We start from the raw sequence: 11575 nt of genomic DNA on the forward strand, positions 1-11575 counted from the left end.
ATCGAGGAAAACCATGCGCAGCAACTATCTCTTTACGTCCGAAAGCGTCTCAGAAGGCCATCCCGACAAGGTTTCGGATCAGGTATCGGACGCCATTGTCGATCTCATGCTTTCCAAGGATCCCGAAGCGCGTATTGCCTGCGAGACGATGACCACGACCCAGCGTGTCGTGCTCGCCGGAGAAATCCGCTGCAAGCCGATGTATGATCAGGACAAGTGGCCCGAAAATGGCGGCTGGGCGCCTGGCGCACGTGACGAGATCGAACAGGCCGTCCGCCACACCATCCGGGAAATCGGCTATGAGCAGGACGGTTTTCACTGGGAGACGCTGAGCTTCGAAAACCATTTGCACGGCCAGTCCGAACATATCGCGCAGGGCGTGGATGCCGGCGACGATGGCAGCAACAAGGACGAAGGCGCGGGCGACCAGGGCATCATGTTCGGCTTTGCCTGCGACGAGACGCCGGACCTGATGCCGGCGACGCTCGACTATAGTCACAAGATCCTCGAAAGGATGGCCCGCGACCGCAAGGACGGCACCGCGCCCTTCCTCGAACCCGACAGCAAGAGCCAGGTCACGCTGCGCTTCGAGAATGGCAAGCCGGTCGCCTGCACCGCCATCGTCGTCTCGACCCAGCACGCGCCCGGTTATCACGAGGGCGAGAAGGAAGCCGAGCTGAAAGACTATGTGAAGAAAACGGTTGCCGACATCATTCCGGCCGAGCTGCTGTCGGACGAAACCGTCTATCACATCAACCCGACCGGCGCCTTCGAGATCGGCGGGCCCGACGGCGATGCCGGGCTGACCGGCCGCAAGATCATCGTCGACACCTATGGCGGCGCGGCCCCGCATGGCGGTGGCGCGTTCAGCGGCAAGGACCCGACCAAGGTCGACCGTTCGGCCGCCTATATCGCCCGCTACCTCGCGAAGAATATCGTCGCGGCGGGCCTAGCGAAGCGCTGCACGATCCAGCTCGCCTATGCGATCGGCGTGTCCGAGCCGCTGTCGCTCTATGTCGACACCCACGGCACAGGCACCGTCGACGATGCGGCGATCGAACGGGCCATCATGAGCATTCAGGCGCTGGGCGGGCTGACGCCGCGTGGCATTCGCACGCATCTGGGGCTGAACAAGCCGATCTACCGTCAATCCGCCGCCTATGGCCATTTCGGCCGCGCGGCCGAAGGCGATGCTTTTCCGTGGGAGCGGACCGACCTCGTCGACGCCTTGAAGGCGGCACTGTAATACAGGCCATATGACGGCCAGCCTTTACGCTCTAATCGCGCAGTCCGCGGAGCAGGCCGGCGAGAAGCCGCTGATCGTCGAAGGCGGCGAAACCCGGCTTCGCTATGCCGATCTGGATCGGGAAACGGCGTGCTACGCCCAGGCGCTGATCGCGAGCGGCGCGCAGGTCGGCGATCGCATTCTCGTCCAAGTCGAGAAATCGGTCGATAATGTGCTGCTCTATCTGGCGAGCCTACGCGCAGGACTCGTCTATGTGCCGCTCAACACCGCCTACACCGCAACCGAACTCGCCTATTTCATCGAAGATGCGGGCCCGGCGCTCATCGTCTGCGATCCCGAGAAGGAACAGGCGATTGCCTCGCTTGCAAGCAAGACACGATTGCTGACCGTCGATGCCAACGGGCGCGGAAGCCTTGAAGAAGCGATCTCGACAGTGTCGGACGCAGGGTTTGAAACCGTACCGCGCGATACCGACGATCTCGCCGCGATCTGTTACACATCGGGCACGACCGGCCGGTCCAAAGGCGCGATGCTCAGCCATGGCAATCTGACGTCCAATGCGCAGACGCTGTACGATATCTGGCATTGGCATTCGGATGACGTGCTCATCCACGCGCTGCCGATCTATCACGTCCATGGATTGTTCGTCGCTCTGCATCTCGCGCTACTCGGCGGTTCGACGATCCTTTGGCACCATAGCTTCGACGCCGATGCGGTGCTGTCGGATCTCCCTGAGGCGAGCGTCCTGATGGGCGTACCGACCTTCTATGTGCGGCTCGCCGATCATGCCGGGCTGACCCGCGCGGCGAGCGCGAACATGCGCCTCTTCATCAGCGGCTCCGCCCCGCTGCTTGAAAACACCTTCGCCGAATTCGAAGCCAAGACCGGCCATCGCATCCTCGAACGCTACGGCATGACGGAAGCCGGGATGATCGCATCCAACCCCTATGACGGCGAGCGCATTGCGGGGACGGTTGGCTTCGCGCTGCCCGGCGTCGCCGCGCGCGTTGCAGGCGATGACGGCGCGGAGCTGCCGCGCGGCGAACCGGGTATCCTCGAGATCAACGGCCCCAACCTGTTCCGCGGCTATTGGAACAAGCCCGACAAGACGGCCGAAGAGATGCGCGACGACGGTTTTTTCATCACCGGCGATATCGCGACCATGGACGTCGATGGCCGTATCGCGATCGTCGGGCGCGGCAAGGACCTGATCATCGCGGGCGGGCTCAACATCTATCCCAAGGAGATCGAGCTAGCGATCGACGCGGTCGCGGGTGTGCGGGAAAGTGCGGTGATCGGCGTGCCGCATCCCGACCTCGGCGAGGCGGCCGTGGCCGTCGTAGTGCGCGAAAGCAGAACGCTGGACGAGACCGCGATTCTCACGGCGGTCGAAGGCGATCTCGCCCGGTTCAAGCAGCCACGCCGCATCCTGTTCGCGGACGCCTTGCCCCGCAACGCGATGGGCAAGGTGCAAAAGGCGAGACTGCGCGAGCAGCATGAAGGGCTGTTCGCCGCGAGATGACCGAGGATCCCGCCACCATCCGCCGCCTGTACGGCCGCTCGAAGGGGCACAGGCTCAGAGCCGGCCAGCAGGAGATGCTCGATACGATGCTGCCCAAGCTCGCCATCCCGGCGGACGGACCGCTGGATGCGGAGCGTCTGTTCGGCGACAAGCGGCCGCTCGAGTTCGAAATCGGCTTCGGATCGGGTGAGCATCTGGCGGCGCAGGCCGAGGCGCGGCCCGATACCGGCTTTATCGGCTGCGAGCATTACGAAACCGGCGTGGTTGGCATGCTCAAACATATCCGGGATCGCGATCTCGCCAATGTCCGCATCCATATGGGCGATGCGCTCGATGCACTGGAACGTCTGCCCGACGGATCGCTGGATCGCCTCTATCTGCTGCATCCCGACCCATGGCCGAAGAACCGGCATGCCAAGCGGCGGATGGTCAATCACGGGCCGATGGACATGATCGCCGCCAAGCTGAAATCCGGCGGAGAATTCCGGCTCGGCACGGACGATCCGACCTATTGCCGCTGGTCGATGATGATCATGGGCCAGCGGCCGGACTTCGCTTGGCAGGCCGAAACACCGCGCGACTTTCTCGAGCGCCCAGCAGACTGGCCGGAGACGCGATATGAGGCCAAGGCGCGCAAAAAGGGGCATGAAGTGTGGTACTTCCGCTATTTGCGACGGTAGCAAGAGCGGAACGATTGGCTGTCCATCGATAGCCTTTGCCTATCACATGCCCTTCCAACAATCTATTTGGAACCCATCCAAAAGCGCCGAGTTGACTGTATATCGGAACCATCCGACCTGATTTGAAAGCTCGGAACAACAGGAGACCCACCGATGCGAACGACTTTCTTGCTGGCGGCTTCGGCCGTAGCACTTGCCGCTTGTGGCGGCGCGGCCGAAGACACAGCCACGACCACCGAAACCGAAGGCGGCGAAGTCCAGGAAGCGTCCTGGACGTATGAGAACCCCGGCGAATGGGGCACGGTCCATGAGGAATATGCGACCTGTGCGACCGGCACCGTCCAGTCCCCGATCAATTTCGTGCGCGCCGATGCGACTGATAGCGAAGATGTGACGCTCGAAATCAACTGGCAAAGCGGCCCGATGACGATCGAAGGCGCCGGCTATAACAGCAACCTCGTCGCCCCCGAAGGCGGATACATCATGCTGGAAGGCGAACGCTACGACTTCATTCAGGCGCATATGCACATGCCGAGCGAATATACGATCGAAGGCGAACAGCCGGCCGGCGATATTCACTTCGTGCACGCGAATGAAGCCGGCGAACTCGCCGTGATCGGCGTGTTCCTTGCCGAAGGCGAAGCGAACAGTGCGCTCGCCGCCGCGTTCGAGGAATTCAACACCGAGGAAGGCACGCGCACGCTCGAAGGCATCACGTTCGATCCGATGGCCGTGCTGCCCGAAACGCGCAGCTTCTTCCGCTTCCCTGGCTCGCTGACGACGCCGCCGTGCAGCGAAGGCGTGAACTGGGTATTCATGAGCGAACCGGTCACCATCTCGGCCGACCAGATCGCCGCTTACACCGAACTCTACGGCAACACCGCGCGTCCGGTGCAGCCGACCGGCGATCGCGAGATCCTTTTCGTCGGCGGCTAAGTCCGGCGCACATAAGAAAAAGCGTCCTGGCACATTGTCATGGCGTTTTTTCTTCACAACGAAAAGAGATGATATATCGGCTTATTCAAAGGATTGATGTCTCCCGATCCAGACCAAGCCGATCCGATGATTTCCGACCCAACCGCAACACAGGAGTTATGACCATGAAACGCACTATTCCGCTTATCGCCGGCGTCACCGTACTCGCCGCCTGTTCCCCCGCCTCCGAAGAAGCCTCGGCGGAATCCGCCGGTGGTGGCGAAGGCGCGGCAATCACCGAAGAAGAAGTGACCGCCGCGCAGCAGGCTTGGGGCGAGGGCATCGTTTCCATCGGCCAGGTCTATACCGAAGACGGCGATTATCAGCAGGCCGCGCGCGACCATATCGAGCGCTTCTACGCCTATGGCGACGACAGCACGGTGCTGTTCAAGCCGACGCTCGCCGCCGAGGACCAGTTCCGCGGTACGTTCGATGAAGCCCTGTCCTATTTCGTCGGCGGCTCGATCGCCGAAGATGGCGGCTTCGCCATCGCTCCCTACACCAATGTGCGCTGGGAAAATGAAGGCACTATAATCGACTCCGATAGCGCCATGGCGATGGGCAATTACTACTTCACGACCACCGAGGGCGAAGAAGTGAAGGTCGAATACACGTTCGGCTATATCGAAGACGAGAATGGCGAACTCAAAATCGTTCTACACCACTCGTCGATGCCGTTCAGCGCCGGCTAAGCGGCCGGATATCGGCTAGTAAAACGGGGGCTTCCCACCGGAGGTCCCCGTTTTCTTTGTCCCGCGCTTCATGGGTTCTGACCGATTTATGGCGAACTCTGTTGTAAAGCCACTTGCACATCGGCCGCGATAACCATAGATGATACATCATATCATCATGGGCTCGGTCATGACTGTTGCGAAAACCATCGACTCGACTGCGATCGGGCTTTCCGGGCTTTGCCTTGCGCATTGCCTGCTCCTCCCCATGGGCGCGGCGTTCCTGCCGCTCTTCGCGAGCCTCGCAGACATTGAATGGGTGCACCGCGCATTCGTCTTGCTGGCGCTGCCAATTTCGGGAGTGGCCATCTTCAGCGCGCTTGGCACCGCCGGAGGACCGCTCTTCGCCATGATCGCGGGACTCGGACTGGCGCTGCTGCTGAGCGCGGCTTTTGTTCACGCGCTGCACGATATCGAGACGCCGATTACGGTGGCAGGCGCCGTGATGCTCGCGAGCGCGCATGGCTGGCGCTGGTTCCGGCGTGCGCATCCGCACGAGGGTTGATGGCACCGAAAGCGAAATAGTCTTTCCCTTGTCACCGACCGACTGCAAAAGAGCGGGATGCGTTATCTAGTCCTTGCCTGCCTATGCTTCGTTTCTGCCTGGCCCCAGCCCGCCCTCGCCTGGGGCCAACTTGGCCACCGTGTGATCGGCCAGCTCGCCGACGAACGCGTGTCGGGCCGGACCCGGGCCGAAGTGCTGCTGATCCTGGGCGTCGAGGATCTGGCCGAAGCCTCGACCTGGCCCGACGAAGAGCGCTCCAACCCGGCCTCCTTCTGGCAAAACGATGCGAACCCCTGGCATTATGTGACCGTCCCGGATGGGATGACGTACGAGCAGGCTGGCGCACCGCCCGAAGGCGATGCGGCGACGGCGCTCGCCCGGTTCACGCAGACCGTGCGCGACCGGAACGCGCCGTCAGCCGACCGGGCACTGGCGCTACGCTTCATCATCCATATCGTCGGCGATCTCCATCAGCCGCTGCATGTCGGCAATGGCACGGATCTCGGTGGCAACGACGTCTCCGTGAGATGGTTCGGCGAGGAAACCAATCTCCATCGGCTTTGGGACACGCAGCTCATCGAAAGCAAGAATCTGAGCTATACCGAATATGCACGCTGGCTGGGCCGGGCGATCCCGCCGCAATGGGAGATCGACTGGTGGACCGCCGATCCGCTGGTGTGGATCGCCGAGAGCGCGGAGATCCGGCCGAGCATTTATCCGCAAAGCGCCGATGCGCGGCTAAGCTGGCGCTATGGTTATTACTATCTCCCCATCGCCGAGCGGCGCATGCAGCAGGGCGGCGTCCGGCTCGCCGCCTATCTAGACTGGCTGTTCTCGGAGTAAGCGATTGGCGGGCGCCCCATCCCGGCGCTTTTCAAACCCGCCAGCCGCACTGCGCGCCGCTAACGCATCGCCCCGTGGCGATATCGAAACGATAGCCGTGCCAGGGGCAGGTTATCGTTCCGTCCGCGTCCGGTTCGGCATCGAGCGGTAGGCCGAGATGCGGACAGTAGCGGGCGACCTTGGCGGCTTCGCCATCGGCCAGCGTGACAGCGCGCCGCTCGTCCAGCGCCGCCGGCCCGCGTTCCACGGCTTCGGCGCGGGCAATCATCATCGCCTCGTCCTCGTCATAGAGCAGTGCGTATAGGGCCGGATAATAATTGCCGAAGGCGTCCCGCTGTGCCGTATCCGGATCGGGCACGAGAAATTCGATGTCCACCCGGCAACTATCCGACCCGGTGGCCGTCGCATGGGTGACGATCCGTCCGACCAGCGTATCGCCCGCATAGCTGTTCGTCGTCCAGCATCCGGCCTCCCGGTCGAGTTCAAGATCGATCAGCAAGTCGCCGCCCTGCGGCGTGCCGACCGTCGCGCGCCAGCCGCTTTCGCGTTCTTCCACGAGATTGATCGACGCGAAGGCATGCGCGTGGACATGGGGCAGATGCTCCCAGTCCAGCGCATTTTCGAACATGCGGGCAAGGCTCGCGCCAAGATCGCGACGATACTCGGCGACCTTGACGAGATCGCCCATCAGGCGCCCGGCGTCAGGCGCAGCAGGCGGCCGCCCTCCCCGTCTTCCAGCACCCAGATCGCGCCGTCCGGGCCCTGCTCGACTTCGCGCACGCGATTACCGAAATCGTAGCGCGCGACTTCCTGCGCGCTGTCGCCGTCGAACTCGACATGGATCAGCGCGTTCGTCGAAAGGCCCGCAATCAAAGCATCGCCCTGCCAATCCGCAAACATGTCGCCCGTGTAGAAGATCATGGCGCCCGGCGCGATGACCGGCGTCCAGACGATAGCGGGCTCGCCGAAACCGGTTTCGGTATCGTTATCGGGGATCGGGCGGCCGTCATAATGATCGCCGTCCGAAACGGTCGGCCAGCCATAATTGACGCCGCGCTGGACGAGGTTGAGCTCGTCGCCGCCCGCCGGGCCGTGCTCGACATCCCAGAGCTGCCCGTCGGGCGCGAAAGCGAGACCCAGCGGATTGCGATGGCCATAGGACCAGATCTCGGCCGTCATCCCGCCCTGGTCCGCGAACGGGTTGTCCTCCGGCACGCTGCCGTCATGGTTGAGGCGGACGATGGTGCCGAGATTGTTGGTGGTGTCCTGCGCGGGTTCAAGCTCCTGCCGGTCACCCGAGGCGATGTAGAGATAGCCATCGGGACCGAACACGATGCGATGGCTGTAATGGCCGCGCCGGCCGGTCTTCGGCAGCTGCCGCCAGATTGTCTCGACATCTTCGAGCCGGCCCGCATCGGCCTCGTCCATCACGAGCCGCGCCCGCGCGACGACCGCACCGCGCGTGTCGCCGTCACCGGCTTCGGCGTAACTGAAATAGATCATGGAATTCTCGGCGAAATCGGGATGCGGGACGACATCGCCCAGCCCGCCCTGGCCGCCATAGTCGACCTCGGGAACGCCCGAGATCGTACCCATGCGCGGCGTATCGGGCCCGAAATCGACAAACCGCATCACGCCCTCTTTCTCGGTGATCAACGCGATCCCGTTAGGCAGGAAAGTCATCGCCCAGGGTTCGGCGAAGCTTCCCATTTCCTCAACGGTAAAGACTTCGGCCGCCGCGCCCGATTCCGCTTGCGTTCCTTGCGCGGATACACCCTCGGACGCGCTGCAGGCGACCAGGGCGAGGACGGACAGGCTGGCAAAAAGAGTTCGCATGACATTTCTCCTAAGGGGGCGGAAGTCTCGGTCCATATTACGTTTCGGACCTACTTATGGTTTCCCTTGCCGGATATCAAAGCCCTGCCTATATAGCACTTGCCTTTCTCTACATCGGCGACGTTGCAGAGGCTGGTCCGGAAGCCCCGGGCCGGCGCGGGCAAGACTTATTTATGCTATGGAGACCGCATGGCGGACATCGCCGCACTGACGCAATTGATCGAACCCGAAGTCGAAAAGCTCGGCTTCGCGCTCGTGCGCGTCAAGATGACGAGCGGCGAGGACGGACCGGTCCTGCAGGTGATGGCCGAGCGCCCGGATACGCGGCAGCTCGTGATTGAGGATTGCGCGACCATCTCGCGCTCTCTTTCGGACATGCTCGACGAAGCCGATCCGATCGAGGACGCATACCGTCTTGAGGTGTCGTCGCCCGGCATCGATAGGCCGCTCACCCGGCTGAAGGATTTCGAGGACTGGGCCGGCCATGACGCGCGATTTAACCTGATCGAGCCCGTCATGGGCAAGAAACAGTATAAGGGCGTGCTCAAAGGCCGCGAAGGCGAGGCCATCCATGTCGAAATCGCCGGCAAGGACGACCATGTCTTCGATTTCAAGAATATTCATTCGGCCAAGTTGATCTTGACCGATAAACTGATTGCAGAAACCGCGCCACTTTCCATGGAAGGCGCCGACACGATTACGGAAGAAGAAGGATAACGCCATGGCCTCTGCCATTTCCGCCAACAAAGCCGAGCTGCTCGCGATTGCCGATGCCGTCGCGCGCGAGAAGATCATCGACAAGGCGATCGTCATCGAAGCGATGGAAGACGCGATCCAGCGCGCCGCCCGTGCGCGTTACGGCGCGGAGAATGACATCCGCGCCAAGATCGACACGGAGACCGGCGACCTGCGCCTGTGGCGCGTCGTCGAGGTGGTCGAAGAGGTCGAGGACCATTTTAAGCAGGTCGACCTGAAACAGGCGCAGAAGCTGCAGGACGATGCCAGTATCGGCGATTTCATCGTCGACCCGCTGCCGCCAATCGAGTTCGGCCGCATCGCCGCCCAGGCGTCCAAGCAGGTCATCTTCCAGAAGGTCCGCGAAGCGGAGCGCGAGCGGCAATATGAGGAGTTCAAGGACCGCGCGGGCGAGATCATCACCGGCGTCGTCAAGCGCGTCGAGTTCGGGCATATCGTCGTCGATCTCGGCCGCGCCGAGGGCGTTATCCGGCGCGATGCGCAGATCCCGCGCGAGATCGTGCGTGTCGGCGACCGCATCCGCTCACTGATCCTCAAGGTCGTGCGCGAAAATCGCGGGCCGCAGATCTTCCTCTCCCGCGCGCATCCCGATTTCATGCGCAAGCTGTTCGCGCAGGAAGTGCCGGAAATTTACGACGGCATCATCGAGATCAAGGCCGCGGCCCGCGATCCGGGCAGCCGCGCGAAGATCGGCGTCATCAGCCATGACGGGTCGATCGACCCGGTCGGCGCGTGCGTCGGTATGAAAGGCAGCCGCGTTCAGGCCGTCGTCCAGGAAATGCATGGCGAGAAGATCGACATCATTCCCTGGTCTGAGGACCTCGCGACCTTCGTCGTCAACGCGCTGCAGCCGGCCCAGGTGTCGCGCGTCGTTATCGACGAAGAGGAAGAGCGGATCGAGGTCGTCGTGCCCGACGATCAGCTCAGCCTCGCCATCGGCCGCCGCGGCCAGAATGTCCGGCTCGCCTCGCAGCTCACCGGTTCGGCCATCGACATCATGACCGAGGACGAATCGAACGAGAAGCGCCAGGCCGAGTTCATGCAGCGGTCCGACATGTTCCAGGCCGAGCTCGATGTCGACGAGACGCTCTCGCAGCTGCTCGTCGCCGAAGGCTTCGGCGAACTCGAAGAAGTCGCCTATGTCGATCCGGCCGAGATCGCCGCGATCGAGGGCCTCGACGACGAAATCGCCACCGAGCTGCAGTCGCGCGCCGTCGAAGCGCTCGAAAAGCGTGAGGAAGCGGCCCGGGCCCGGCGCAAGGAACTGGGCGTCGAAGACGCTTTGGCCGACATGCCCTATCTGACCGAGCAGATGCTCGTGACCCTGGGCGAGGCCGGCATCAAGACGCTCGACGATCTCGCCGACCTCGCAACCGACGAGTTGATCGAGAAGAAGCGCGTCGAACCGCGCCGCCGCGATCAGGCCGCTCCTGCCCGTCCGCAGCCCAAGGGCGGCGTGCTCGGCGAATATGGCTTTACCGAGGAACAGGGCAACGAGATCATCATGGCCGCCCGCGCGCACTGGTTCGAAGACGAAGACGAACCGGCCGCCGCAGACGCATCCGAGGAGGACGCAGTTGCGGATGGCGAACAATGAGACCGCAGACGGCCTGAAGCCGACACAGCGCCCGAACAAGAAAGGGCCGCAAGAACCCGAAAGGAAATGCATCCTTTCGGGCGATGTGCAGCCGCGTGAGTCGCTGATCCGCCTGGCGCTGTCGCCAGACGGCGAGGTGTTGCCCGATGTCCGCGCTAAGGCGCCGGGGCGCGGCGCGTGGATATCCGCCGACGGAGAAGCGTTCGAGGCGGCCCTGCGCGGCGGCAAGTTACGCGGTGCACTCGCCCGCGCGTTCAAGGCCGGCGATTTGCGTATCCCCGAGGATCTGGGCGACCGCATCGCGGATGCTTTGACGCGCAACGCCCTCGACCGGCTTGGACTCGAAGCGCGGGGCGGCACGTTGATCACGGGCTCCGAAAAGCTGCGCGATGCCGCCCGCGCGGGCCAGGTGTACCTGCTCCTCCATGCCGCCGACGCGGCCGAAGACGGGCGACGCAAGCTGGATCAGGCATGGCGCGTCGGCATGGATGCGGAGGGCAGCGAAATGCGGGGGTTGGTTATTCCGGCGAACCGCACCATATTGGGCGCTGCGCTGGGCCGCGAAAATGCGGTTCACATCGCTATTGTGGACGAACGGGCCGCAAAGCGTGTATCAGGCGCAATCTCGCGCTGGATGGAATTTTCTGGATCGAATGGCACGACCGGTCCCGCGGGGCGAGACTCGCGGGAACCGAGCGATAATGAGTTGGAAGACAAAGGCTTAGAATGAGCGACGATAACAAGAAGACACTTGGCACACGGACCCTTGGCGTGAAGCGCACCGTCGAGGGCAAGGTGCAGCAGCAGTTCAGCCATGGCCGCAAGAATACGGTCGTGGTCGAGCGCAAGAAACGTCGCGTGCTCACCAAGCCGGGCGAAACCCC

13 protein-coding genes are annotated in these 11575 nt (G+C 62.9%); 11 read left to right on the forward strand and 2 right to left on the reverse strand.

The window, feature by feature from the left end; translation table 11 throughout:
* The first annotated feature begins 13 nt into the window (after nt 1-13).
* The 7 genes from metK to ACTS1Z_RS02350 all read left to right on the forward strand — a co-directional run bounded on the left by metK (nt 14) and on the right by ACTS1Z_RS02350 (nt 6502).
* Nucleotides 14-1246: a methionine adenosyltransferase gene (gene metK, locus ACTS1Z_RS02320; RefSeq protein ID WP_442622821.1), complete on the forward strand. Its 1233-nt coding sequence runs from the start codon at nt 14-16 to the stop codon at nt 1244-1246.
* Nucleotides 1247-1256: 10 nt separating this feature from the next.
* A complete protein-coding gene (locus ACTS1Z_RS02325; protein WP_442622822.1) occupies nt 1257-2768 on the forward strand; it encodes an AMP-binding protein in 1512 nt (503 codons plus the stop codon).
* Nucleotides 2765-3448 carry a tRNA (guanosine(46)-N7)-methyltransferase TrmB gene (gene trmB / locus ACTS1Z_RS02330; protein ID WP_442622823.1) on the forward strand — a complete coding sequence of 228 codons (684 nt, stop codon included), beginning with the start codon at nt 2765-2767 and terminating at the stop codon, nt 3446-3448. The genes ACTS1Z_RS02325 and trmB overlap by 4 nt, the downstream gene beginning before the upstream one ends.
* A 153-nt stretch (nt 3449-3601) precedes the next feature.
* Nucleotides 3602-4384 carry a carbonic anhydrase gene (locus ACTS1Z_RS02335; protein ID WP_442622824.1) on the forward strand — a complete coding sequence of 261 codons (783 nt, stop codon included), beginning with the start codon at nt 3602-3604 and terminating at the stop codon, nt 4382-4384.
* Nucleotides 4385-4548: 164 nt separating this feature from the next.
* Nucleotides 4549-5115, forward strand: coding sequence for a phosphoribosyl-AMP cyclohydrolase (locus ACTS1Z_RS02340; RefSeq protein ID WP_442622825.1), 567 nt, complete (start codon nt 4549-4551; stop codon nt 5113-5115).
* Nucleotides 5116-5254: 139 nt separating this feature from the next.
* The gene (locus ACTS1Z_RS02345) at nt 5255-5659 is read left to right on the forward strand and encodes a MerC domain-containing protein (protein ID WP_442622826.1); all 405 of its coding nucleotides are present in this window, start codon (nt 5255-5257) and stop codon (nt 5657-5659) included.
* A gap of 57 nt (nt 5660-5716) precedes the next feature.
* The gene (locus tag ACTS1Z_RS02350; protein ID WP_442622827.1) at nt 5717-6502 is read left to right on the forward strand and encodes a S1/P1 nuclease; all 786 of its coding nucleotides are present in this window, start codon (nt 5717-5719) and stop codon (nt 6500-6502) included.
* A 31-nt stretch (nt 6503-6533) separates the two neighbouring features.
* On the opposite strand, the gene ACTS1Z_RS02355 is transcribed toward ACTS1Z_RS02350, so the two are convergent.
* Complete coding sequence (locus tag ACTS1Z_RS02355; RefSeq protein WP_442622828.1) at nt 6534-7190, reverse strand: Rieske (2Fe-2S) protein; 657 nt, start codon at nt 7188-7190, stop codon at nt 6534-6536.
* Nucleotides 7190-8338 (reverse strand): PQQ-dependent sugar dehydrogenase, encoded by a 1149-nt coding sequence (locus ACTS1Z_RS02360; RefSeq protein WP_442622829.1) that lies wholly within the window; start codon nt 8336-8338, stop codon nt 7190-7192. Before ACTS1Z_RS02360 ends, ACTS1Z_RS02355 begins: the two co-directional genes overlap by 1 nt.
* A gap of 189 nt (nt 8339-8527) precedes the next feature.
* On the opposite strand from ACTS1Z_RS02360, the gene rimP reads away from it, so the two are divergent.
* From rimP to ACTS1Z_RS02380, 4 genes are all read left to right on the forward strand, one after another.
* On the forward strand, nt 8528-9055 hold the full coding sequence (gene rimP / locus ACTS1Z_RS02365; protein ID WP_442622830.1) for a ribosome maturation protein RimP: 528 nt from the start codon (nt 8528-8530) through the stop codon (nt 9053-9055).
* A gap of 4 nt (nt 9056-9059) precedes the next feature.
* Nucleotides 9060-10691, forward strand: a complete 1632-nt coding sequence (gene nusA, locus ACTS1Z_RS02370; RefSeq protein WP_442622831.1) for a transcription termination factor NusA — start codon at nt 9060-9062, stop codon at nt 10689-10691.
* The gene (locus ACTS1Z_RS02375) at nt 10678-11421 is read left to right on the forward strand and encodes a DUF448 domain-containing protein (protein WP_442622832.1); all 744 of its coding nucleotides are present in this window, start codon (nt 10678-10680) and stop codon (nt 11419-11421) included. The genes nusA and ACTS1Z_RS02375 overlap by 14 nt, the downstream gene beginning before the upstream one ends.
* The coding region (locus ACTS1Z_RS02380; protein WP_442622835.1) for a translation initiation factor IF-2 associated domain-containing protein at nt 11418-11575 on the forward strand (158 nt) is incomplete at its 3' end. The genes ACTS1Z_RS02375 and ACTS1Z_RS02380, both read left to right, overlap by 4 nt.

Origin of the sequence: Parasphingopyxis sp., from assembly GCF_052168295.1 — a bacterium.
Lineage (GTDB): Bacteria > Pseudomonadota > Alphaproteobacteria > Sphingomonadales > Sphingomonadaceae > Parasphingopyxis.